At 57.8% G+C, this 24,554-nt stretch carries 18 protein-coding genes; 9 read left to right on the plus strand and 9 right to left on the minus strand.

Features of this window, described 5'->3' with window-relative positions:
- The first annotated feature begins 822 nt into the window (after window positions 1-822).
- From MWC30_RS14210 to argJ, 6 genes are all read left to right on the plus strand, one after another.
- The gene (locus MWC30_RS14210; protein WP_244084859.1) at window positions 823-2,523 is read left to right on the plus strand and encodes a glutamine--tRNA ligase/YqeY domain fusion protein; all 1,701 of its coding nucleotides are present in this window, start codon (window positions 823-825) and stop codon (window positions 2,521-2,523) included.
- A gap of 31 nt (window positions 2,524-2,554) precedes the next feature.
- Window positions 2,555-5,401 carry an AMP-binding protein gene (locus MWC30_RS14215; protein ID WP_244084860.1) on the plus strand — a complete coding sequence of 949 codons (2,847 nt, stop codon included), beginning with the start codon at window positions 2,555-2,557 and terminating at the stop codon, window positions 5,399-5,401.
- 241 nt (window positions 5,402-5,642) lie between these two features.
- Entirely contained in the window at window positions 5,643-6,788 is a 1,146-nt protein-coding gene (locus MWC30_RS14220; protein ID WP_244084861.1) for an aminotransferase class V-fold PLP-dependent enzyme, read from the plus strand.
- Window positions 6,789-6,944: 156 nt separating this feature from the next.
- Window positions 6,945-7,409 carry an N-acetyltransferase gene (locus tag MWC30_RS14225; protein ID WP_244084862.1) on the plus strand — a complete coding sequence of 155 codons (465 nt, stop codon included), beginning with the start codon at window positions 6,945-6,947 and terminating at the stop codon, window positions 7,407-7,409.
- A 131-nt stretch (window positions 7,410-7,540) separates the two neighbouring features.
- Complete coding sequence (gene secA / locus MWC30_RS14230) at window positions 7,541-10,066, plus strand: preprotein translocase subunit SecA (protein ID WP_244084863.1); 2,526 nt, start codon at window positions 7,541-7,543, stop codon at window positions 10,064-10,066.
- Window positions 10,002-11,267, plus strand: coding sequence for a bifunctional glutamate N-acetyltransferase/amino-acid acetyltransferase ArgJ (gene argJ / locus MWC30_RS14235; protein ID WP_368860861.1), 1,266 nt, complete (start codon window positions 10,002-10,004; stop codon window positions 11,265-11,267). The genes secA and argJ overlap by 65 nt, the downstream gene beginning before the upstream one ends.
- Before the next feature lie 124 nt (window positions 11,268-11,391).
- Here argJ and glgP read toward each other — a convergent pair whose 3' ends face one another.
- From glgP to MWC30_RS14255, 4 genes are all read right to left on the minus strand, one after another.
- Window positions 11,392-13,008, minus strand: coding sequence for an alpha-glucan family phosphorylase (glgP, locus tag MWC30_RS14240; RefSeq protein WP_244084864.1), 1,617 nt, complete (start codon window positions 13,006-13,008; stop codon window positions 11,392-11,394).
- A 110-nt stretch (window positions 13,009-13,118) separates the two neighbouring features.
- The gene (locus MWC30_RS14245; protein WP_244084865.1) at window positions 13,119-14,867 is read right to left on the minus strand and encodes a YcaO-like family protein; all 1,749 of its coding nucleotides are present in this window, start codon (window positions 14,865-14,867) and stop codon (window positions 13,119-13,121) included.
- Window positions 14,868-15,233: 366 nt separating this feature from the next.
- Complete coding sequence (locus tag MWC30_RS14250; protein ID WP_244084866.1) at window positions 15,234-16,097, minus strand: ribonuclease D; 864 nt, start codon at window positions 16,095-16,097, stop codon at window positions 15,234-15,236.
- A 177-nt stretch (window positions 16,098-16,274) separates the two neighbouring features.
- Window positions 16,275-16,478 (minus strand): hypothetical protein, encoded by a 204-nt coding sequence (locus MWC30_RS14255; RefSeq protein ID WP_244084867.1) that lies wholly within the window; start codon window positions 16,476-16,478, stop codon window positions 16,275-16,277.
- Here MWC30_RS14255 and MWC30_RS14260 point away from each other — a divergent pair.
- Window positions 16,467-16,910 (plus strand): Smr/MutS family protein, encoded by a 444-nt coding sequence (locus tag MWC30_RS14260; RefSeq protein ID WP_244084868.1) that lies wholly within the window; start codon window positions 16,467-16,469, stop codon window positions 16,908-16,910. The two genes, MWC30_RS14255 and MWC30_RS14260, sit on opposite strands and share 12 nt — an antisense overlap.
- Window positions 16,911-16,977: 67 nt before the next feature.
- Here the strand turns inward: MWC30_RS14260 and MWC30_RS14265 are convergent, their stop codons facing one another.
- The 5 genes from MWC30_RS14265 to MWC30_RS14285 form a co-directional block, all read right to left on the minus strand.
- A complete protein-coding gene (locus tag MWC30_RS14265) occupies window positions 16,978-17,439 on the minus strand; it encodes a ferritin family protein (protein ID WP_244084869.1) in 462 nt (153 codons plus the stop codon).
- A 207-nt stretch (window positions 17,440-17,646) separates the two neighbouring features.
- The gene (gene ade / locus MWC30_RS14270; protein WP_244084870.1) at window positions 17,647-19,377 is read right to left on the minus strand and encodes an adenine deaminase; all 1,731 of its coding nucleotides are present in this window, start codon (window positions 19,375-19,377) and stop codon (window positions 17,647-17,649) included.
- A 249-nt stretch (window positions 19,378-19,626) separates the two neighbouring features.
- On the minus strand, window positions 19,627-20,127 hold the full coding sequence (locus MWC30_RS14275; RefSeq protein ID WP_244084871.1) for a bifunctional nuclease family protein: 501 nt from the start codon (window positions 20,125-20,127) through the stop codon (window positions 19,627-19,629).
- 112 nt (window positions 20,128-20,239) lie between these two features.
- The gene (gene miaB / locus MWC30_RS14280) at window positions 20,240-21,595 is read right to left on the minus strand and encodes a tRNA (N6-isopentenyl adenosine(37)-C2)-methylthiotransferase MiaB (RefSeq protein WP_244084872.1); all 1,356 of its coding nucleotides are present in this window, start codon (window positions 21,593-21,595) and stop codon (window positions 20,240-20,242) included.
- Window positions 21,596-21,883: 288 nt separating this feature from the next.
- Window positions 21,884-22,147 carry a DUF4911 domain-containing protein gene (locus MWC30_RS14285; RefSeq protein WP_244084873.1) on the minus strand — a complete coding sequence of 88 codons (264 nt, stop codon included), beginning with the start codon at window positions 22,145-22,147 and terminating at the stop codon, window positions 21,884-21,886.
- Between the two features lie 220 nt (window positions 22,148-22,367).
- Between MWC30_RS14285 and MWC30_RS14290 the strand changes: the two genes are divergently transcribed.
- Both MWC30_RS14290 and MWC30_RS14295 read left to right on the plus strand, forming a co-directional pair.
- Window positions 22,368-23,786, plus strand: coding sequence for a hypothetical protein (locus MWC30_RS14290; protein WP_244084874.1), 1,419 nt, complete (start codon window positions 22,368-22,370; stop codon window positions 23,784-23,786).
- Window positions 23,783-24,331: a CDP-alcohol phosphatidyltransferase family protein gene (locus MWC30_RS14295; protein WP_244084875.1), complete on the plus strand. Its 549-nt coding sequence runs from the start codon at window positions 23,783-23,785 to the stop codon at window positions 24,329-24,331. Before MWC30_RS14290 ends, MWC30_RS14295 begins: the two co-directional genes overlap by 4 nt.
- Window positions 24,332-24,554: the final 223 nt, after the last annotated feature.

A 24,554-nucleotide genomic window follows, 5' to 3' on the forward strand; every position in this document is an offset into this window, starting at 1 on the left:
TCGGATAATGGCTTTACGTACTTCACGCAGGCTCCTCGTAGAGGCTTTGTTATTAACATCGTAATACCACTTATCCGATTTGATTCATCATATCAACTTTGTTTGAAAATATTTGCTCGGGTACTTAAGTTTTTGCAAATTTCATGCTAAGCTCTGAAATTTCTTTTCTGCCAAATGATCTGCTATCCAAGTTGCCAATATCAGGATGTTATTAGGTTCAAATCAACTCTCCAGGAAATCCCATAAATGTCCGTCCAAGACCACGAGTTTGATCAGATTCGTAAAGCTAACCGACATATGACGGTTTCATTTCGAGAGATGTCCAATGAGTGTCATGGTATCTTTATAATTTTTCAGCATATTTCCTGTCGACGCTCCATTGTAATGATTCTGTAAACTTTGCCGACATTTTCCAAATTCGTGAGCTCTTGAATCAGACATTTTAATGAAGAGTTTGTTAACGTCTGGATGAAGTTGGCAGGCTCTCCATTGCTCGGCCGATGCATTTCATGAGCGATATGCATGATAACAAACGCCTGAAGAGACGGCGCCTTCGATATTTTGCATTCGAAGGTTGGTGGTTTTGTGGTAAACAAGCCCTTTGATGAGAAAGCGGGGGAGGGGTGCCCAAAGCGACGACCCCGTTTTTTCTGTAGAGGCTCAAGTGGCTTGAATCGTGGGGAACCGGCCACTGAGCGGAGAAATCAATGAACAGCTGGGTGCAAGTAAGAGTCATGCGGACCAAGGGCTCTGCCGGCCCTTGCCGATCCAGTATATTTTTTGCCGTGTAACTGAAGATGGGACAAACAGGGAGTTTTGAGCATGAGTACGACTGAATATACCCCGCCGCCGAATTTCATCCGCACCATCATCGCGGAGGACGTGAAGGCCAACAAGAACAACGGACGCGTGATGACGCGGTTTCCGCCGGAGCCCAACGGGTACCTTCATATCGGCCATGCCAAGTCCATCTGTCTCAACTTCGGACTGGCCGCGGAGTTCAACGGGGTCTGCAACTTTCGCTTCGACGACACGAACCCCGGCAAGGAAGATGTGGAGTATGTGGATTCCATCCAGGCGGATGTTCGGTGGCTGGGCTTCGACTGGGGTGACCGCCTGTATCACGCTTCGGACTACTTCGAACAGCTCTACGACTACGCCGTGCAGTTGATCCAGGAGGGCAAAGCCTACGTCTGCAGTCTCACGTCCGAAGAGACGCGGGCCTACCGCGGCACCTTGACGGAACCGGGGAAAGACAGCCCCTACCGCACTCGCTCGGTCGACGAGAACCTGGATCTTTTCCAGCGTATGCGGGCCGGGGAATTCGAAGACGGAGCCCACGTGCTCCGGGCCAAAATCGACATGGCCTCTCCCAATCTCAACTTGCGGGACCCGGTCATGTACCGCATCCGGAGGGTGACGCACCACCGGACGGGCGACAAGTGGTGCATCTACCCCATGTACGATTATGCTCACGGGATCTCGGATTCCATCGAGGGAATCACCCATTCCATATGTACGATGGAATACGAAGATCATCGGCCCCTTTATGACTGGTTCCTGGATGCCCTGGCCCTGGAATGCCATCCGCAGCAGATCGAGTTTGCCCGGCTGAACCTCAGCTATACCGTCATGAGCAAGCGCAAGCTCCTGAAGTTGGTCCAGGAAAAGCATGTGGCAGGCTGGGACGATCCACGCATGCCCACACTCGCCGGCATGCGGCGGCGGGGGTACACTCCTGAATCCATCCGGAATTTCTGTGAGCGCATCGGTGTCGGCAAAAAGGAGAGCACCGTCGACATCGCCCTCCTGGAGCACTGCATCCGCGAAGACATGAATAAAAAAGCACCCCGTGTCATGGGCGTGCTGAATCCTCTGCGGGTGGTCATCGAAAATTATCCCGAAGACCGGGTGGAAGAGCTGGAGGCCGTAAACAACCCCGAAGATGCCGGCATGGGGACGCGCAAGGTTCCCTTTTCGCGCGTACTTTACATCGAGCGGGAAGACTTCATGGAAGATCCTCCCAAGAAGTTTTTTCGTTTGTCTCCCGGCCGCGAGGTGCGGTTGCGCTACGCCTATTACATCACCTGCAAAGAAGTGGTGAAAGACGAAAAAACCGGCGAAATCATCGAACTGCGCTGCACCTACGATCCGCAAACCCGGGGAGGGGATTCTCCCGATGGGCGGAAGGTGAAGGCCACTCTCCACTGGGTGTCCGCCGCCCATGCCATCCAGGCGGAGGTGCGTCTCTATGACCACCTGTTTTCAGTCCCCAACCCTGCTGACGAAAAGGACGGCCAGGATTTCATGGCCCACCTGAACCCCAAGTCCCTGGAAGTTCTTCCGGTGTGCCGGGTGGAGCCGAGCCTCAAGGGTGCGCCTGCCGGCAGTCGCTACCAGTTTGAGCGGCAGGGGTACTTTTGCGTGGATCTGAACGATTCCACTCCGGATAAGCCGGTATTCAACCGCACCGTGACGCTGCGGGATACCTGGGCTAAGATAGTGAAGGCGGAAGGGAAGTGATCCTGGTGCGGTTGGGGCGTTGAGGACCGGCATGAACGGCGAACAGAGTCACCGTGACCCCGAAGAGACCCTGGAGGCGCTCATACGTATCCTCCAGGATCTGGTGGGTGAGCTCCACCCCGGCCGGGCGGTTTCTCCAAGGGTCTCCATCGACAGCACCCTGGACCGGGACCTGGGGCTGGACAGCCTGGCCCGCATGGAGCTCCTTGCCCGCATGGAGCGGCAATTCGGAGTCGCCCTGACGGAGCGGGCCTTTGCCGATGCCGAGACTCCGCGGGATTTGCTGCGGATGGTCATGAGCGCGGAAGCGTCCCGTGCCGGAGGCATGCCGGAAGTCACGCCCGTGAGGCTCGAAGAGGCGGGGGGCGAGCCGTACCGTGCCGAGACGCTGCCGGAGGTGCTCCACTGGCATGTTCAAAGGCATCCGGACCGCCTGCACATCCGCTTCTACAGCGATGCGGGGGAAGGGGAGGGGCTTACATACCGGCAGCTCCTGGAGGGGGCCGAAGCGCTGGCCGCCGGCTTGCAGGAACGAGGCCTGCAGCCCCTGGAGCCCGTCGCCGTCATGCTTCCCACGGGAAAGGATTACTTTTTCAGCTTCATGGGCATCCTCATGGCCGGTGGGGTCCCTGTTCCCATGTACCCTCCCGTCCGCAGGAGCCAGATCGAGGAGCACCTGAAACGCCACCGGGCCATCCTGGAAAATTGCGCCGCGGTGACCCTCATCACCCTCCCCGAAGCCAAAGCGTTCGGGAAGCTTCTGAAGACCCAAGTGGAAACACTGCGCAGCCTGGTGACAGTCGAGGAGCTTTCCACGCGCGCATCTTCCTACAGAGCGCCTTCCCGCCGAACTCAGGACACGGCCTTCCTCCAGTACACTTCCGGGAGCACGGGCAATCCCAAGGGGGTGGTCCTCAACCATGCCAATCTACTGAGCAACATCCGAGCCATGGGGCAGGTAATGCAGGTGAACTCCGACGACGTCTTCGTGAGCTGGCTGCCCCTCTATCACGACATGGGGCTCATCGGTGCATGGCTGGGGAGCCTCTACTATGCCGTACCGCTGATCATTCTGTCGCCTCTGGACTTCATCTCCAGGCCTCAACGATGGCTGCAGGCCATTCACCGGTACCGGGGGACGCTTTCGGCGGCGCCTAATTTCGGCTATGAGCTCTGCATCAAGAGGCTGCGGGACGAAGACCTGGAAGGCCTGGACCTCAGTTCCTGGCGGGGGGCCTTCAACGGGGCTGAGCCCGTGAGTCCCGATTCGCTGGAAGGCTTTTGCCGACGGTTCAGTCCCTACGGCTTCCGGCCGGAGGCGCTGATGCCGGTCTATGGCCTGGCGGAGAGCTCAGTCGGGCTGGCTTTTCCTCCCCCGGGGCGGGAGCCACTCATCGATGCCGTGGACCGGGGCACCTTCATGCGGGAGGGCCTCGCTGTATCCGTCGGTGCGTCGGACTCCAGAGCCCTGCGATTCGTGGCCTGCGGCCGTCCACTTCCCGGCCATGAGGTCCGCGTTCTGGACCCGTCGGATCGGGAATTGCCCGAGCGGCATGAGGGTCGCCTGCAGTTCCGCGGGCCTTCCGTTACGAGCGGGTACTTCAGAAATCCCGAGCAAAATCGGCTGCTTTTTCAGGGAGATTGGCTCAATTCGGGAGATCTCGCCTATATTGCCGGCGGGGACATCTTCATCACGGGCCGCACGAAGGACATCATCATTCGGGCAGGGCGCAACATCTACCCCAGGGAGCTGGAAGAGGCGGTCGGGAACCTGGAGGGGATCCGCAAGGGAAACGTGGTGGTTTTCGGGAGTGCAGACCCCGTATCGGGTACGGAGCGGTTGGTGGTGCTCGCTGAAACCCGTGTGGAAGATCCCACCGAACTGGAACGCCTGCGACAGGAAATTGCCGCCCTCACGACAGATCTGGTGGAGACTCCCCCCGACGAGGTGGTCCTCTGCCCTCCGGGAACGGTGCTCAAGACCTCGAGCGGCAAAATCCGGAGGTCCGCCAGCCGGGAGCTCTTCGAGAGCGGGAAAATCGGCAGCAGGCAGCGTGCGGCCTGGGGGCAGATCCTGCGTGCTCTGCTTTCGGGCCTGGGGCCGGAGTGGCGGCGGGTGAGGAGAGCGGTGCAGGGAGGGCTCTATTCCGCCTGTGCATGGGCTCTGGTGGGTCTCTTCGCTCCCATGGTATGGTTGGGGGTGCTGATGCTTCCCGGGGTGTCCTGGAGGTGGACGTTTTTGCAGGGTGTCGGAAAATTCCTGGCGCGGCTCCTGAGAATTCCCCTCACGCTGCAGGGAGGGGAATATTTGCCGCGGGAATGCCCCTGCATCCTCGTGTCCAATCATGCCAGCTACCTGGACAGCTTTGTCCTGACGGCCCTTCTTCCGTTCCCCGTGCGCTTCGTGGCCAAGGGGGAGCTGGCGGGCAGCATGTGGCTCCGCCTTTTTTTGAACCGCCTGGGGACGGAGTTTGTGGACCGGTTCGACATGCAGCAGGGGATCGAAGACGCACGGAGGATCGGCGGAATCGCCCGCTCGGGGCAGCCGTTGGTCTTCTTCGCCGAAGGAACGTTCACGCGCATGCCGGGGCTCCTTCCCTTTCACATGGGAGCCTTCGTGGCTGCTGCAGAAGCCGGTGTGCCGGTGGTGCCTCTGGCCATCCGCGGGACCCGCTCCATGCTGCGATCGGAATCGTGGTTTTTCCGCCGGGGTGCGGTGACGGTGACCGTCGGCCGTCCCCTGGAAACCCTGCGCATCCGGGAGAAGCATGGCGGAGACACCTGGGCGACCGCCGTTGAGCTGCGCGATGCGGCGCGCGAGCATATCCTCCGCCATTCGGGGGAGCCGGACCTGGCGCATGAAAAATCGCCGGTTTAGCTATTGCGTGATAGAATTCGTAACACTCGTGCAGTTACTGGAAATTACACCACGGGGCTGACTACCCCAGGCGCGATGATTACGCGGCCATTTCTTTGTAGGAACGGCTTCCAGGCGTGACAGAAACCGTCTACTCCACACTGTGTCGCGGCAGGATGCCGCTGCTACAAAAGCGCAAGGGCAGGTGGGGGCGTCATTGTGATCATGAGGATTGAATCGCCCCGGAAGGTTTGAAAGCATCATGACTCTTTATCTCGACAATGCGGCCACCACGTGGCCCAAGCCCGATCGTGTCTATGAAGCCGTGCAGCATGCCATGCGCGAGGTGGGGGCTTCACCCGGCAGGGCGGCGCATCGGCATGCCCGGGAAGCCTCGGACATCGTCACGGCGACGCGGGAAAAGGTCGCCCGGCTGCTGGGCATCCCGGATGCCGAAGCGGTGATTTTTACCAAGAACGCCACGGAAAGCATCAATCTAGTGCTGAAGGGGTGGCTTCGCCCGGGGGATCGAGTCATTTTTTCCGGGATGGAGCACAATGCCGTGGTGCGCCCGGTGGAGCGCCTGAAGCTCGTGGGCGTGGAGGCCGAAGTCATCCCGTGCACCTCTTCCGGCCTGTTGGATTTGGAGCTTTTCCGTAAAAAGGTGGCTGCCCGCCCTCGGCTGGCGGTCCTGAACCATGCGTCCAACGTCAACGGTGGAATTCAGCCCGTTGCGCGTGTCGCAGAGTTGTGCAGCGACGCGGGAGTGCCGCTCCTGCTGGATGTTGCCCAGACGGCGGGAGTGCAGCCGGTATCGGCCAAGGATTTGAATCTCGGAATGCTGGCCTGCTCCGGGCACAAGGGCCTGCTGGGTCCGTCGGGCATGGGACTGCTTTACATCCGGCCCGATCTGGATGTCTTGCCTCTCATGGAGGGTGGCACAGGGAGCCGCTCGGAAGACGCTCTTCAACCCGATTGCACCCCCGACCGCTATGAAAGCGGGACCCTCAACCTTCCAGGCATCGCCGGACTGGGGGCGGGAATTGATTTTATCCTGGAGCGGGGCATCGCATCGATCCGCGACCATGAGCTGGAACTGGCCTTTTTCCTGGAAGACGGTCTGAACCGCATGTCCGGTGTCAGCGTCTATCGCCCGGCGGAACGGGGGACGGGAACGGTTTCCTTCACGGTGGAAGGGCTCAACCCGGGGGACGTGGGCTACCTGCTGGACGAGGCCTTCGATATCGCGGTGAGAACCGGCCTTCACTGTGCCCCTCTCGCCCATGAAACTTTGGGGAGCTTCCCTCAGGGAACCGTTCGTGTCTCTCCGGGAATTTTCACAAGGATGGAAGAAATGGAGTATTTCCTGAAATCCCTCCGTTCTCTGCTCATGACACGGCGCCGTTGAGCCGAATAATGGTCGACCATGAGGGTCTTGACGGCCATCATTGCTCGAGTCCATTGTAGGGTTCCGGTTTGAACGATCTGCAGCTGGAGAAGGTGCAGTCCATGCAATGAATGTCGGGCTGTGTGTGCGCCCTGGCTCATGGGAAGGTTCTGAATCATGATACGTAAAGCGAAAATTGCCGATGTGCCCCCCGTACAGAAGATGTTGGGCGAGTTTGCCAGAGACGGACGGCTTCTGGCCCGTTCCCTGAGCGAGCTCTATACGAACCTGCGTGACATGTACGTCTATGTGGATGGGGAGACCAATCAGATCGCGGGGTGCTGCAGTCTGCACATCATTTGGGAAAACCTTGCGGAAGTCAGGTCCCTGGCCGTGGCACCTTCCCATCACAAGCGGGGGATCGGACGCCTGCTCGTGCAGGCCTGCATTGACGAAGCCAGGGAGCTGGGCATCAAACAGGTATTTGCCTTGACCTATAAAGATAAATTCTTCCAGCACCTGGGCTTCAGAGTCGTGGACAAGAATATCTTTCCTCAAAAGATCTGGGCGGATTGCCTCCATTGCCCCAAGTTCCCCGAGTGTGATGAAATTGCGCTGGTGCTGGATTTGTCCGAGGGATAATTGCAAAATCGGGGAACGTGGGTTATATAAGCAAACAAAATTGAGGCGTTGGAAGTTTCAACCCTTTACTGCCATTCAAAAGACCGAGCTGAATCCCCCGCTCCTCGTGAAGGAAGGAATACACTGAGCCGATGATTAGTGCTCTTCTGAAGAAGATTTTTGGGAGTCAAAACGACCGCAACCTGAAGCGTATTGCTCCTTTGGTGGATGAAATCAACCTGTTGGAACCGGAAATCCGGAAGCTCTCCGATGAAGAACTGAAAGGGAAAACCCCCGAATTCCGGCAGAGGCTGGAAAATGGGGAACCTTTGGACGATCTCCTGCCCGAAGCCTTTGCCGTCGCACGGGAAGCGTCCATCCGTACGCTGGGGATGCGGCCGTTCGACGCGCAGATGATCGGTGCCATTGTTCTGCACCAGGGAAAAATCGCCGAAATGAAAACCGGTGAAGGCAAAACCCTGGTGGCGACCATGCCCGTTTACCTCAACGCGCTCACGGGCAGGGGGGTGCATCTTGTCACGGTCAACGACTACCTGGCGCGCCGCGACAGTGAATGGATGGGAAAGATCTACAAATTCCTTGGACTGAGCGTCGGGTGCATTGTACACGGCCTGGACGACAGGGAGCGCAAAGAAGCCTATAATGCCGATGTGACCTACGGCACCAACAACGAATTCGGCTTCGATTATCTCCGGGACAACATGAAGTTCCGCATCGACGACATGGTGCAGCGGGACCTCCATTACGCCATTGTCGATGAAGTGGACAGTATCCTCATCGATGAAGCGCGTACCCCCCTCATCATTTCGGGTCCCGCCGAAAAATCGACGGAGCTTTATTACCGAATCAACCGCATCATTCCCAGCCTTCAGGATGGACTCCATTACACAAAGGAGGAGAAGAGCCGGACGGTCTCCCTGACGGAAGAGGGCGTGGCCCGGGCCGAAAAACTGCTGGGAGTCGACAACCTCTACGATCCCCGCAACATGGACAATCTGCACCATACGCAGCAGGCTCTGAAGGCCCATGTCCTGTTCAAGAGGGATGTGGACTATATCGTCAAGGAAAACCAGGTCATCATTGTGGATGAGTTCACCGGGCGCCTCATGCCCGGGCGCCGCTACAGCGACGGTCTGCATCAGGCCCTGGAGGCGAAGGAGGGGGTCAAGATCGAGAACGAAAACCAGACCCTGGCCACCATCACCTTTCAGAACTACTTCCGCATGTTCGACAAGCTGGCCGGCATGACGGGTACCGCAGACACCGAGGCTGCCGAATTCGACAAAATTTACAAGCTGGAAGTCGTGGTGATTCCGACCCATCGGAAGATGATCCGCATCGACCATTCGGATTGCATCTACCGGACGGAGCGTGAGAAGTTCCGCGCGGCGGCTGATGAAATCAAAGCGTTGAATGCAACGGGACGCCCGGTGCTGGTGGGGACGGTGAGTATTGAAAAATCCGAAAGACTGAGCGACATGCTCAAGCGCCAGGGCGTGCCGCACCAGGTCCTGAATGCCAAGCAGCACGAGAAGGAAGCGGAAATTGTGGCGCAGGCAGGACAGCGGGGAGCCGTCACCATCTCCACGAACATGGCGGGCCGCGGAACCGATATCGTCCTGGGTGCTGGGGTGGCCGAGCTGGGAGGGCTCCACATCCTGGGAACCGAACGCCATGAATCGCGGCGCATCGACAACCAGCTGCGCGGCCGCTCCGGGCGCCAGGGAGACCCGGGCTCATCGCGGTTTTACCTTTCCCTGGAAGACGATCTCATGCGGATTTTTGCGGCCGAGCGGTTGTCGGGCCTCATGCAGCGCATCGGTATGGAAGAGGGGGAGCCCATCGAGCATCGCCTTATCAGCAAAGCCATAGAGAACGCTCAGAGCCGTGTGGAAGCCCAGAACTTCAGCATACGCAAGCAGCTCATCGAATACGACGACGTCATGAATCAGCAGCGGGAAATCATCTATCGACAGCGCCGGGAAGCCCTCCAGGGGGAAAATCTGAAGCCGGTGATCATGGACATGGTGGAGGACCTGCTGGACGGGGTCGTCGCGGATTGCTCCGACGAGAAGACCTTTGCCGAGGACTGGGACCTGGAGAAGCTCAATGGGGAAATCTCGAGACTTTTCGCGATACAGTCCCCCCTGACCGAGGATTCCCTGGGGGAGTCCAGCCAGGAGGATCTCAGGGAACTGCTCTCGAAGATGGTTCTCGATCGCTATGAGGCGCGGGAGCAGGAGTTCGGTGACAAGGTCATGCGGGAGCTGGAAAGTTATGTCCTGCTCCAGAATGTCGACAGTCTCTGGAAGGATCACCTCCTCAATATGGATCATCTGAAGGAGGGGATCGGCCTGCGAGGGTACGGGCAGCAGGATCCTCTCGTGGCGTACAAACGCGAGGGGCATGCCCTTTTTGACGATATGATCGAGCGGGTGAAGGAAGAAACGGTCCGGATGCTCTTTCACATCCAAATCCAGCGCGAAGAGCAGGTTCAACAGTTGAAGAAGGAACAGGAAGACCAGCCCATGTTTTTTGGACCGGCCGAGGGGGGTGGCTCCCGTCCGCCGGTGGTGAGAAAGGACGGCAAAGTTGGACGCAATGACCCCTGCCCCTGTGGAAGCGGCAAAAAATATAAAAAATGTTGTGGTAAGTAGTGAGCCTTTTGCCGTCCCCGGTTTCCTGGTGTCGGCGGTGGCGTCGGGCATGCGGTACAAGGATCGGACGGACCTGGCCCTCATTGTGGCCGAGGGGGAAGCGGGGGCCGTGGCTGCAGGCGTATTCACGACCAATCGGTTCTGCGCCGCCCCTGTGGAGCTGTGCCGGGAGCATTTGAAATCCTCCAGGGCGAAGGCCATCCTCATCAATGCCGGCATTGCCAACGCCTGCACGGGGGACGAGGGGCTCAGGCGGGCGCGCGAATCGGCCCGGGCTGTCGGAGAGGCATTGCATGTGCCTCCCGAAGAGGTTTTGGTGGCATCGACAGGCATCATCGGGCCTCAGATCGTCCTGGACCCGGTGTACAAGAGCATGCCGGACCTGGTGAAGGATCTGCGTCCGGACGGGTGGAGTACCCTGGCGCAGGCCATCATGACGACGGACACCGTGCCAAAAATGGCCAGCGCCCGGGTGGAAATCGGCGGTCGGACGGTCACGATCGGGGGAGTCTCCAAAGGGGCGGGAATGATTGCCCCGAACATGGCGACGCTGCTCTCATTCGTCTGCACGGATGCCGCTGTCGAACCGGAAGTCTTGAGTCACTGGGTGCGTCGGGGAGCAGACCATTCCTTCAACAGCATCACGGTGGACGGGGACACGAGCACCAACGATACGCTGCTGGTTCTGGCCGGCGGAGCTGCGGGGAACCCGGTTCTCAGCGATGTGAACAGCCCGGACAGCGTGCGCTTTGGAGAAGCCCTTCAGGCGGTGCTCTTTGAGCTTGCCCGGAAAATCGTCCTGGACGGTGAGGGGGCTACCAAGTTCATCGAAGTGCTGGTGACGGGTGCGCGCGACGCGACCGAAGCCAGGGTGGTGGCTTTTACGGTTGCCAACTCTCCCCTGGTGAAAACCGCCTTCTTCGGTCAGGACGCCAATTGGGGACGGATCGTTGCGGCGGCTGGACGTGCAGGTGTTCCGCTGGATCCCGAAAAGACGGCTCTCTATTTTGACGATGTGTGCGTGTTTCGGGCCGGGACGCCCCTGGCGGGAGCGGACGTTGAAGAAAGGGCGTCCGCCGTTTTCAAGCAGAAGGAGCTGCGGGTGAACCTGGACCTGGGGATGGGGGACGCCGGCTTTTCGGCCTTCACCTGCGACTTTTCTTATGATTACGTAAAGATCAACGCCTCATATCGATCGTGATTTCGTCCGGAGCTGCGGCTGGTCGCCCAGGGGCTGCGGTGTGTGGCGGGAATAAAAATAAGGGGGGACAGAAGGGAGGTTATCCCTTCCGTCCCCCCTGCATGTTTTCACAGGTTGTCCAAAATCAGATGTAATACTTGTGGACGTAATCCGTCACCATGCGGTGCGTGTTGAACACCGGCGTGAGGTCGGCGATGGAATGCTTCATGATGGACAGCCACTGCTTGGGCTTGGAGTAGTATGTCGTGACCATGTCCTCGAGATCGCGGTAGAGGTCCGCCGCAGCGTCGTCATCGTTCTGGTTTTCGTCGTCGCCGATGGCCCAGCCGTTCACTCTGTTGATGCAACCTTCCCGCCACCATCCGTCCAGCACGCTCATGTTCACCCCACCGTTGAAACAAACCTTCATTCCACTGGTACCACTGGCTTCGCGGGGACGGCGGGGGGTGTTGAGCCATACATCCGTACCCTGGGTCATCAGGGCGGCGGACCATATGTTGTAATTGGGCAAGAAAACCATGCGCAGCCGGTTTTCATACTGTTTGCCAATATTTACGATTTCCTTGATGAGCTCCTTCCCCAAATCGTCCTGGGGGTGGGCCTTCCCTGCAAAGATGAACTGCACCCGATCGAAGGAGAGGTTGAAGAGGTATTCCAGGTCCGTGAAGATGAGAGTGGCGCGTTTATATGCCGCAGCACGCCGGGCAAAGCATATGGTGAGGAATTCATCGGCAAATCCCACGGCGGAGACGGAATTGATGTAGCTGATGAGCCGTCTCTTAGCTTTCCGCTTGGCGTCTCTGATCTCCTCGTCAGGAATGTTGAGGGCTCCGCTCAGGGCTTGGGGCTGGACGCGCCAGTTGGGGAGATGCTTATCGAAAAGCTCCTGAAATTCGGGTCCCGTCCAGCTCAAGTGATGGACTCCGTTGGTGATGTGCCCGATATTGAAGCCGGGGAACATCTCCCGGGAAATTTCACCGTGGAGCTCGCTCACACCGTTGGCGGCGCGGGAGAGGTTCAGGGCAAGCACCGTCGTGTTCAGCTCATTTTCCCCCGCCAGAGCCCGAATATTTGAGGGCAGATATTTTGCGAGGACATGCTGGGCCATGTCATAAGAGAATCGGTCATGGCCTGCGGGGACGGGAGTATGCGTGGTGAAGACACACTGCTCGCGCACCCGCTCTTCATTGCCGTTGGCCTCCTGGAGGAGGGCCAGGGTGAGGAAAACAGCGTGCCCCTCGTTCATGTGGTACGTGGTGATGTTCCGCTCGAGCTTCTTCAGGGCCAGGTAGCCGCCGATGCCCAGCACCGCTTCCTGGCAGATGCGCGTGTGCTTGTCGCCGCCGTAGAGGTACTGGGTGATGAGGCGGTCATCGGCCGAATTGATGGGAAGATCCGTATCCAGGAAGTAAACGGGAACCTTGCCGTGCATCCCCATTTGGTTGAACTTCCAGACTCCGATGTGCAGGTCGCGCCCTTCGATGTTGATGGTCACCTTCAAAGGGAGAGGCTCCATGAAGGCCCGGGGATCAAAGTACGGGTACATTTCTTCCTGCCGCCCCATGGGGCTGATGCTTTGAATGAAATACCCCCGCTTGTAAAGGAGAGTGACAGCAACGAGAGGGATGTTCTGATCGGCCGCTGACTTGACGTGGTCTCCCGCCAGGATTCCAAGACCTCCGCTGTAGGTGGGCATATTTTCATTCAAGCCGATTTCCATACTGAAATAAGCGATCTTCATGGGGATTTCCCTTTCTTCATCTTGAAGGATTTTGCTACCCTTATACCACACCGTGCGTCCGCTTCAAACACACTCTTGAAGCACCTTCGAGAGATGCATCGCCTGATGCCTCATCCGGCAGTTGACTCTTTGCGGATGGCTGCCTCGAGCTTTTCAATGTTGTCTCGGGCAAAATCGATGTCCGGGTCGAGCTCCAGAGCCATGCGGTAGAGCCGGATGGCTTCCTGCTTGAAACCGAGCTCTCTCAGGTTGGAGCCGATGTTGGCGTAGTCTATGCCCGATCCGGGATCGAGCTCGATGGCCCTCTCGAAGGCGTCGATGGATTCCTGGTGCCTCTTCAGCTGGTAGTAGCAGAAGCCCCGCAGGTTGTAGATTTCCTTCAGTTCCTTGTTGGATTGCTCGGCCAGGGCCAGGGCCTCCAGAGCCTCATGGTAGTTGCCGAGGTCCTTGTGGCAGGAGGCGATGTGTACGTGGATGCTGGCGACTTCCCTGGGATGGGGATTTTGCTCCAGGGCCCGGAGGAAAAGGGGGAGGGCCGCGTCGGGCCGCTCTTCCAGTTCCAGGCTGTGGGCCAGGAAAAAAGTGAGATCGTAGCGTGGCCCGAAAAGTTCGAGGAGACGCTCCATGTGTGGGGGAAGCTGGTCGATGGGGAGGCTTCGGAGCATCGTCCGCGCGGCGTGCTGGGCGAAGTCCGTGTCCCGGGTGCGGTCGAGGAAATGAGCTCCCGGTACGATGGTATAGACGGCGGGAACTCCCAGGTCCGGGTGGGTCACGTCCATCACCAGCACCTCGAGGCCGATGCGCTTCAGAGCGGCCACACACCGTTCGATTTCCACTTTCAGGTTTTCGTGGTCCAGGTTGGGAAGGGCCTGGATGGGAATGGAGCGGCCATTTTCCATGAGGTAGCCTGCCTCGTCCAGGCTGCCGTATTTGGGAAGGGTGGGGCGGTAGGAAGTGCGGCTCTCGAAGTCACCGGCAAGTTGAGCGACCTCCGTCAGTGCCCGTGAAAGAGACTTCTCGGGATGCGACGTTGTCCCCGCGGTGAAAATGATTTCACTCGATTCCGGGAAGGTGGAAGGATCGTAGGCCAAGGCTCCGACTGTCGGGATTCCCGTATCCAGTGAAAAATCCCTCAGGAACAACCGGATGCCCTTCTGACGAAATTTCTGCACCAGCTCCACGGCGGCGGGGTCCTGGAGGGAATCGGGATCGATCAGAGGGGTTTGGCGCTTCTCATAGCTGATGATGGACCCCACGTGCCGCTCCACGACCTCGCAGAGGCTCTGGAGGATGGCTTCCTCCAGCGTGTTGCCTGAGGCGGGGCCGTTGTATTCATTGATGAGGTAAAACCAGTCGATGGGGACCCACTGGTCCACTCCGCGCGTGAGATTGGCAGCCCTGCTCCAGCGCATGGGCAGGTCCTGCAGGAAGGCGTGGCAGAGCTCCGTCGGCGTCGTAGCGTCGTAAACGGACTGTTTGAGCGTCTCGGGGGATACCGCCTCCGGAGCAACTTCCCCATAAGAGCGGAGGGGAAAGTCCGACTGGCGAATGAAGGAGAAGAAACTGAACCGTTCCATGAGCTCCATGACGGCGCTCGCTTCGGACTGGATGGGTGTAGCCCCTTTTCCCATCTGCTTCTTCGTGCCCGTGAGGCGTGTGGCGTCGTCTCCGCAAAGGCTGATGTAGACGGGAATATCGAGACGCCCTGTATCGATGCGCCGAGTTTCCGCCAGGATATTGATCTTCAGCTTTTGCAGGCGTTCCTTGACCCAGGCCACGGTTTCTTCGGGTGTTCGAGCTTTGTCCTGATCGTGGCGGTATGTTTTGTAGCAGTCTTTGATGACGATGTGCGAATTCATGGGTTCTCCTCTGGGGTTTCTTCTGCCCTTGGGGGCATGTATACGCTGCATGGATGAGATGGTGACTTTTTGATGACCCAGTAGGAGCGGCTTCCAGCCGCGACTCTCTTGGGAATCAGCTATCTTTGTCGCGGCTGGAAGCCGCTCCTACAAGAGTCCAGATTTCAACAGATCTCAGTATGTCTTGCCAGACCTGAATCGTTGCACCGGCAGAAAGTCCCGCGATCCTTCGGATCCGTGCCTGGATCGGGATGAGTGCAGTGCTTCGAGTATGAGGGATCTTCGAGCCGAATGGGGGGGACATGGTTTCAGTGGACAGCAGACGGGAAAGGGTTTGAATAGTTTGAGTGGTTTGTCACGCCGGTGCTACTCTTCGATATTGCGGATCAGTTCCAGGAGGTTCTGTGCCCCACGACCGTTGTGGTAGTTTCTGGGCATTCCTTTGATTTTGGAAAAGTCTTTCAGATCCTTGGGGCGTTGGTGAGCGATCCTGAGGAGGGTATCGTTGGAGAGAACACGAAAGGGAGCGCGATTGCGGCGTCGGGCTTCGTGCTCGCGGTAAAGATAAAGCGCTTTGAGAATGCGCTTGCCTGTGGGATCGAGCGTCCGGGCCCCGTTGATCTGTATGAAGCTTTCCGGCCGAAACGTCTTTGCCTGAGCCTCCTGCTCGCTCGCCCGTGCGAAGGACTCACGCGCGGCGTCCCAGAGCTCCCGGGCCTTCAGATCCTCCGCCAGCCGGTGCCGCAGATCGATGAGGTAGTGCGTGTCCATGCGGGCGTAATCCAGCTGTTCTTCTTCGAGGGGGCGTTTTCCCCAGTTGTGCCGCTGCCATTTCTTGTTGAGGATGACTCCGAAGTGCTCCTGGATAAGCTTGGCCAGACCCAGCTGGGTGTATCCCAGCAGCTTGGCGGCCTCCGCCGTATCGAAAAGATTCCTGAAGGCAAATCGAAAATCGCGTTTGAGCCCCAGGACGTCGTTTACCGCCGCATGGAAGACTTTTTCTATATCAGGGTTGTTGAGTATCTCGCCCAGTGGCTGCAGATCTTCCAGTTGCAGCGGGTCCAGGATATAATCGTCCTCTGCCGTGGAGATCTGTATGAGGCAGATCCTTTCGAAGTAGGCGTAAAAACTGTTGGCTTCCGTATCGATGGCAATGTGCCGCGCGGTGGACAGCTTCTTCACGAGCTTCAGAAGGTCTGCCGGGTTTTGTATGACGATCACTGGGTTCATTCAGGGGTTCCTGTTGGATTTTCCTGGGGCAGTCATGCGAGTCACAAGCGAGGCAAACCAATGGGTAACCGTAAAAAAAAGATGCATCCACCCCCCTCTCGCTCCTCTCGCGGGAAATCTTTCCCCCATGAGTTCTATACCCCTTTTAAGGGCTTAGATCAACATCTTACGCAAACTTCACACACGGCTTCCCGTCGAGACCAAACGCCTTCCCGAGGCCCGGTCTCGGCCTCTCCCCAGGATGACGACCAGCTCTTCACCGAAGCCATGAAGGACGTGGTGCCCCTTGCGGATGCCGGGAAAAAGCGCGTTCCACCCCCATCCCCGGCGAAACGGGCGCCGCGCTTTCTCGCCCAGGAAGAGCAGGAGGTGTTCACGCATCTTGTGGACCTGGTGTCGGGTGGGGGGGAATTTGAACTGACCTATTCGGACGAGTATGTGGACGGCGCCATCGTCGGTCTGTCACCGAAGATCCTCAAGAAGCTGCGCCGCGGGGAGTTCAGCTACCAGGACTATATCGATCTCCACGGGCTGACACGGGATCAGGCCCGTGACGAAGTCATCCGCTTTGTCCAGGAGAGCTTCGCCAGGAAGTTCCGTTGCATCCTGGTTGTTTCGGGGCGCGGCCTCAATTCCAGGGACAAACAGCCCGTCCTGAAAAAGGGCCTGGTGCACTGGCTGACTCGATCGCCGCTGAAGCGCTTGATCCTTGCCTTCGCTTCGGCTCGTACGTACGACGGCGGGGCAGGGGCGTTTTATGTGCTTTTGCGCAGGAACGAGGGCAAGGCCCCCTTTGTGACGCCCGCGGTATGAGCCGCTTTCGTGGGAACAGCGTCAAGGCGCCATTCCCATGAAAGCTTTTCCTATGGAAATGGAAAAATCAATCCCAGCTCAAGATCTGGTCATCATAGATGGTTTCGATGGTGCGCTTGTGCTTCATTTCTTCCTGAGCAAGCAGTTCAAAGAGCTTGGATGTCTTTTCGTGCATGCACTTGTTCTTCCAGCCCGAATAGAAGGCGTGGGCTTTCTCTTCCTTTTTCATGGCCAGGGTCAGTGCTTCCTGGTAGGTGATTTCATCGTAGAACTGTACATCCACCAGGTAGTCCCCGATGCGCAGGTCTTCCACCTTGGCCAGCTGTACATCCGAGATTCCCAGGACATCCAATCCTTTCAACATGTCCCTGTGGCGTTGTTCTTCGGCAGCCATCTCCTGGAAGAACTTCTTGATGCCGGGGTTCTTGGCCTTGTCGGCACATTTCTGATAAAATTCCATGGCTTTTTGTTCTTTATCGATGGCGAAGTTGACGACATCATCCACAGAGCTGCATGAAACACTGGACATGGTTCCCTCCAAATTTTCGGTGACGGTCGATGTTTGTTCTCACGCGATTTCCATGAGAAGCAGCCTTGCATGCAGACCCCTGAACCCTGTCCAGGAGCCAGTTCCATATGAAACAGCAGGGCGCGTTCCTTCAGCCGACCGTCGCCATTTCGGCGACAGTCCCGGCCTGCGGTTTCATCCTCCTCTGAGCCTTGCAGGGCTCGGAGGCTATTGGGTTTGGAACAATGGAACGAAAGAAAAGGTGGAGACGTCCACCAGACCCAAATCGGTCAACTTCAGTTCCGGTATAACGGGAAGAGCCAGGAAGGAAAGGGCCATCAGAGGGTTATGAAGTCGACACCCCCAGGAGGCCGCTCTTGCCTTCAGGATTTCGAGACGCTCCACGACTTCCCATGCCGGTTCATCCGACATGAGTCCTGCAATGGGCAACGGAAGAACGGCCACGGGCTCCTCCGTCGAGCCGATGGCCATCCCGCCGCCAACCCTTCGCAGCGTCTCCACGACGTGGACAATGTCGTTGTCGTTTGTTCCCACTGCCATGAGATTGTGGGAATCATGGGCCACCGTCGTCGCCATGGCCCCCTTTCGCAGACCGAATCCCCTGACGAAGCCAAGGGAAGGTGGGCAGTCGGAGCGATAGCGGTTGAAGACGACCAGTTTGAGAATGTCGCGGTCCAGGTCCACCGCGACCTGGCCCTTTTCGACCTTCGGGGTCACGAGCAGCTGCCGGGTGAAAAGAGAGCCCTCCTGGACTTCGATGACTCTGAGGAGTCCCGGCTGAGGGGAGACGGCCAAAGCCTCTGGCGAGGGCGGAGCCAGGGCCATGGGGCTTTCCGGGGGGGAATGACTCTGGAACAGATCCCCCGGCACCAGGATTTTCCCGTTGCGGGCGATTTCCCTGCCTTTCTTGAATACACGCTGGGGAACCCACGGGGTGAGGGTGGGGCTCAGAGTGAAATCGGCCTGATAGCCGGGGGCGACGGCTCCCTGTCTGCCGAGACGGAAATGTCGTGCGGGGGTCCATGTAGCCAGGGTGAGGGCACGCACCGGTTCGAGGCCGAGGGCCATGGCGTGATTGACGATAGCGTTCATGTGGCCTTCCCGCAGGAGGTCATCGGGATGGCGGTCGTCGCTGACCAAAAGGCATTGGGGCCAGGTGTGATCATCGACGGCGGGCAGGAGCCGGGCCAGGTCCTTGGACTGGCTTCCTTCCCGGATCATGAGGACCATTCCCCTGGAAAGCTTTTCGCGAGCCTCCTGGAGCGAGGTGCATTCGTGGTCTGAGCTGATTCCCGCGGCAAGGTAGGCGTTCAGGTCGAGGCCGCTCAATTGAGGAGAGTGACCATCGATGCAATGCTCCTGAAAGAGGAGCAGCTTGTCTATCACTTCGGGAACGCTTGCGAGTACACCCGGGAAGTTCATCATTTCGGCCAGTCCCAACACCCTGGGATGCCGGAGCAGCGGGAACAGGTCGGACCCTCTCAGGACGGCTCCCGAAGTCTCCAGCGGGGAAGCCGGGACACAGCTGGGCAGATTGAAATAGACATCCATGGGAAGCCCATCCGTGGCCTCCAGGAGGTAGCGTATCCCCTCCAGACCCAAGACATTGGCCATTTCATGAGGATCTGCCACGACGGCGGTCGTTCCCCAGGGGGCGGCGGCCGCGCAAAACTGTATGGGACTCAGCAGAGAGCTTTCCAGGTGGATGTGTCCATCGATGAAACCGGGGCAGAGAAACATGTTTTCGGCATCGATGCTTTCCAATGCTTCGTAGTGGCCCCACCCGGCAATAAAACCCCCGTGGACGGCCAGGTCGGAAGTTTCCACCCGCCCCGTCAGGACATTCACGATCCGACAGTGACGCAGGCACCGCTCGGCCGGAACCCTTCCCCGGGCCACATCGATGAGTTGCGTCAGTCGCCTGCTGTCCCAAATCATGCATTCATCCCGTTTTTTCCTAAGTACACGTCCACAGAATAAGATGTCCATTTCTCCGCTCGTCATGCCGGCAGTTTTTAAGCCGGCATCCAGTTTTTTCTGTGGATTCCGGCTAAAAGACCGCCGGAATGACGAGGAAACGAATTTTTAGACAGCCCCTAAGGTGCTGGGGCCGAACTGCCCCATCGCCGGATTCCCGCTGCGTCCCCGGCACTCCGACAGCCTGCCGGATCGAAGTGTCCCGCCTCCTTACATTTTGTACTTGCTGAAGTCGGAAGGGTCGAGCTCTTCCAGGATCTCACTCCATTTTTCCCGGTGCTCCTGGTCGAAAAGAGGCTTGGCCGTTTCTTCCGGCTTCTGGGACTTGTTCAGCACCTCTTCCTTCACAAAGATGGGAGCATTCGTGCGGAGAGCGATGGCAATGGCGTCGCTGGGGCGTGCGTCGAGAGTGGAGCTCACCTGATTCTTGTCCCTCAGGTGGATGAGAGCAAAATAGGTGTTGTCCCGCAAATCGCACACTTCGATGCGCTCCACCGTAACGTCCAGGAGATCCAGGCAATTTTTGATGAGGTCATGTGTCATGGGGCGCGGGAACTGGATCTTCTCCAATTCCGTGGCAATGGCCGTCGCTTCGAGCAGCCCGATCCAGATGGGCAGGGATGTTTCGTTCCGGGGATCCTTCAAGACCAGAATGGGAGTATTGCTCTTAGGGTCCATCACGAGGCCGGACACTTTCATTTCTTTGAACATGCTGGCTCCTTGAAAAACTATGATTGCACCATGTGAGCAGCTAAAAAAGTGAATGGCTCAATGTAACCGCTGCAGTGACGCATGAAAAGTCCTTTGCACGGCGGGAGCGGCATCAGGCTGCAGGCTCTCCTTTAAGAGAATGAGATGCAGCCTCACGGATTCTCACCGTGATGAGCTCACCCGTACATGGCCGTGTACTCTCGAAATGTACGATCCGGTTCTGATGGGTCCTCCCCGTCAACAGCTCTTCCTGAGTCTTGCTCGGGCCCTCCACGAGGATTTCCCGCAGGGTCCCCACTTCAGCCTCGTTCTTGCGAAGCGTGATATCGGCCTGCAGCGCCTGAAGCTCCATCAGTCGGCGTGCCTTGGTCTCTTCGTCCAGCTTGTCATCGAATGCCGCGGCCCTGGCATGCGGCCGGTCCGAGTAGCGGAATGAAAAAAGATTATCATATTGGACCGTTTTCAGTAAATCCATGGTTTGCTGGAAATCCTCTTCCGTTTCACCGGGAAAGCCCACGATGACATCCGAGGAAAGTCCAATTTCCGGGCATGCGTCCCGCAGCCGCTGAATCTTTTCCAGGTAATGCCCTGCGGTGTAGCCGCGGTTCATCCGCTTCAAGATGCGGTCGGATCCGGCCTGAACCGGCAGATGGAGGTATTTGCAGAGGACCGGCAGATCCGCAAAGCATCGGATGAGCTCATCCGTGAGATCTTTGGGATGAGAAGTCGTGAACCTGAGCCTCAGAAGATCCGTTTCTTCCTGGATACGGTGCAGGAGCTCGACGAAAGAGATCTTCTCTTCCAAGCCTCGCCCGTAGGAATTGACATTCTGTCCGAGCAGGAGGACTTCACGTGTACCGCAGGAAGTCAGCTTCTCAATCTCATCCAGGATTTCCCTGCTGGGTCGACTCCTTTCCCGGCCCCGAACATAAGGGACAATACAGTACGTACAAAAGTTGTTGCACCCCTGCATGATGGTCACCGGCGCAGTCACCGGGGAGGTGGCGGCAGGAGATGCTGTGAAAAGCTCCCGGGGTGTCATGGAATCCACTTCGGGAAGGTATGCAAGACGCTTGTTTGTCTGCTGAATTTTTTCCAGGAGGTCGCCCACGGCGGATATGGCACGGGTGCCCAGAACGAGGTCCAGGTGGTCGAATCTCTTGAGGAGCTTGTTCCCCAGCTGCTGAGCGACACAGCCCGCCAAAATGATCTTGAGGCCGGGGTGGTGGCTCTTCAGGCGCTTCAGCCGTCCCAGGAAGGAGTGGACCTTCTGCTCGGCCTTTTCCCGCACGGAGCAGGTGTTCAGAAAGATGACGTCCGCCGAGACCATATCGGGCGTGACGAGGTACCCATGGGCCGCAAGAATGCGCTGCACTCTCAAAGAGTCATATTCATTCATCTGGCAGCCGAAGGTGTGCACATAGAGGTAGCGTGGTTCCAATTCTGATTCCAATAAGGGTTGCGTCATGAATCTCTCTTAATCCGGTGGGATCGTATCACCTGATCGTGACGGGAGCCATCCGGTGCTCGTCAAGGATGATTATAGGGGGCCGGTCAGCGAAGCATAGGAAAAAAGCTGACAGAGCGCCGAGACGAAGCGCTTTCAGAATTCGGAACGAGAGCGGCACGGGGCGGCTCAAGCGGCAATGTCGTTGACGATACCCTCGTCATTCCGGCGAAAGCCGGAATCCAGAGAAATAAAGACTTTATGGACCCCGATTTTCACCGGGGTGACGTCAAATCAACTGCATTGAGCTCAGGCAGGGGCGGAATCGAATGGAGCGTCCTCTTCCAAAACGACTGCCCTCCACTGCAGCTCTTCTTTTTCCGTGGCGAGAATCCGGTCGATCTCCTCCCCACACCCCGGCGCAACGCTCAGTCTCACGAGTCCCAGCTTGGGATCCAGTGTCGTGACCATTCCAATGCCTTCGTACCCCTCCAGGATGAAGCGCAAATAATGAATTTCCGCAGGGGGAAGGATCAGGTGGCGGACCCCGCATTTCCGAGGAACCTTGTGCAATCATTTCTCCTTTTGTTTCGGCCGTGACTATGATACCAAATAACATTCCAAAAAGGGAAGAGTGAGAACCGGCTGGTACCGGAAAATGGCTTTGGTGGCTGTCTCAAAATTCCCCCCTCAAGGGGGAAATCGTGGTGGGTTTGACTCCCGATCAGATGAATTTTTAGACAGCCTCTTAGAGCCCTTCGCCGGGGCGGAGACCTTGCGAGGGGAATTGGGAATGACTATGCGGTGTCGAGTGTTGTTTTTCCTTGTGGCACTTCTAACAACAGGCGTTTTCCTGCCTGCGTGGGCGGCAGTCCCCCAGACGCAGGAAAAAACCGAAGTCTTTTTCAGCCTGGGGCATGCCGTCTACAGCGCTCAGGATCATGCCAAGAGCCAGCAGGAAGCGATCCATGATTTTCAGGCCCAGGCTGTCACCCAGGCTGTGGGAAGCTTCCTGTCCCCAGGTGAAATGGGTGGCAAGTATAAGATCTTGAAAGAAAAAATTCTCAATCAAGCCGAACGCTATGTCCAGTCGTATCAAATCTTTTCCGAAACCCCTTCGGAAGGCGGTCTCTATCGCATGACGGGTCAGGTGCATGTCTCCATGGACCTGCTTCGGGGAGATCTCGTGGAACTGGGGATCATTCCTGAAGGTGCGGCGCCCTGGAAAAGTCCGCCCTCAGATGCTGGAGAGTCCCCACCCACCCTCGATCCCTCCTCTCCGGACCCTGGGGCTCCACCCAGCGACGAGGAATCGTTGCAGCCCGCTGAAGCGCTTCACCGGAAATCACCGGGCAGGGAGCTCCTGTGGGTGGTGAGCGAAAAATGGGGCGCGACCTGGTCCGTGCCTCAAGATGAAAAAGATACCGACGGGTTGTTTGCTCAGAGTGTCCTGCAGGAATCCGAGGATTATGACTGGCGCATGCGTTTTCCGGACGGTGAAAGACTGGACATCGGCGAAAGAGGGGATGTCTCCAACGGTCAGGCTCTGGCCTTGGCTCGCCGCCAGAAGGCTCCGGCTGTCATCCTGGGAGCGCTGGCCCTGCGCGAAAAGCAGGGGGAACCCTCCCGCCTGGAACTGTCGCTTCGAGTTTTGAACGTGGACACGGGAAAGAGTCTCGGCGAAATCAGAGACGAGCGAAATCTCGGCGATGACTCCACGCAGGAGTGTGCCATAGCCTTGGCGGCTTCGGTGGTTCCCCGGCTCAACGGCCTCCTGGGGAGCATTGAGTCCGTTCCTGCCGTTAGACATCCACAAGTGGAGTCCGGTAAGCCGGCGAAGCCGGTCTCCGCCGGGGAGCCGGGAGAATGGGCCCTGCATCTCCGCACTCAACAGCCTTATATCTACTGGCAGAAATTGGAAAAGGTTTTGAGGAAACAGTTCGCCTCCATGGAGGTGAGTGCCCTGGAGTTGAATCCTTCCGAAGGGATCGTTCGTCTCAAAGGGGTGGATGGTTCTTTTTTTCAGACCATGGATGGAATGGATCTTTCCGGAAATGTACAGGTCAAAGTGGAGGAGCTTGTCCCCGAATCCCGCCTGGTGCGTGTGAGCTTTGTCCCTTCACCGTTTCCTCGCAAGGAGATGCAGCAAAAGGTGCAGCCGCCGGAGGACGCGCCTGATTCAGAAACACCTCAGACAGAGTCGGAGCAATGACAATCCCCAATATTCTCACCCTCGGTCGTATCGTCTTAACCCCTCTGCTCGTCTGGCTTCTTCTCGACGGTAAACTCAAACAAGCTCTGGTGGTCTTCTTTGTGGCCGGGATGACCGACGGTCTCGATGGACTGATTGCGCGGGTTTTTCATCAAAAATCGAAGCTCGGGGCCTACCTGGACCCCCTTGCCGACAAGCTCCTTCTCGTGAGCTCATTCATTCTCCTCGGGCACCTGAATCTGGTTCCCGATTGGCTGGTGGTCATCGCGGTGAGCCGGGATATCATTATCGTTCTTGGGTTGATGACCCTGATGTTTCACCAGATCAACGTGGAGATCCATCCTTCGTTTTTGAGCAAAATCACCACGCTCCTGCAGCTCCTCACGATCTTCCTGGTCATGAGCACGCCGTATATGCTCCTCCCCGATTGGGTCTATTCGATTCTCTTTGCTGCAACAGCTCTTGTCTCCGTGGGCAGCGGGGTGCAATACATGCTCATCGGCTTCTCGCTCCTGGGGGCGTTTCGAGCCAACGGCAGGGAATGAAGGGCGTAACCGGGGCATGGCAACTGTATTGAGGATTGCAAGCTTTATTTTTGTAGGAGCGGCATCCTGCCGCGATCGCCTCACTGTCGCGGCAGGATGCCGCTCCTACAAAAAAGCAGGGAGCTATCAAATCGGAAATCAACTGTCTCACTGGGAATGAATTTGTGAGACTGCTCTCATGAGATTTGCTCGCCGGGTGCTATTTTTCTTGACATGGAACGGG

This window comes from Desulforhabdus sp. TSK, assembly GCF_022836495.1.
GTDB lineage: Bacteria > Desulfobacterota > Syntrophobacteria > Syntrophobacterales > Syntrophobacteraceae > Desulforhabdus.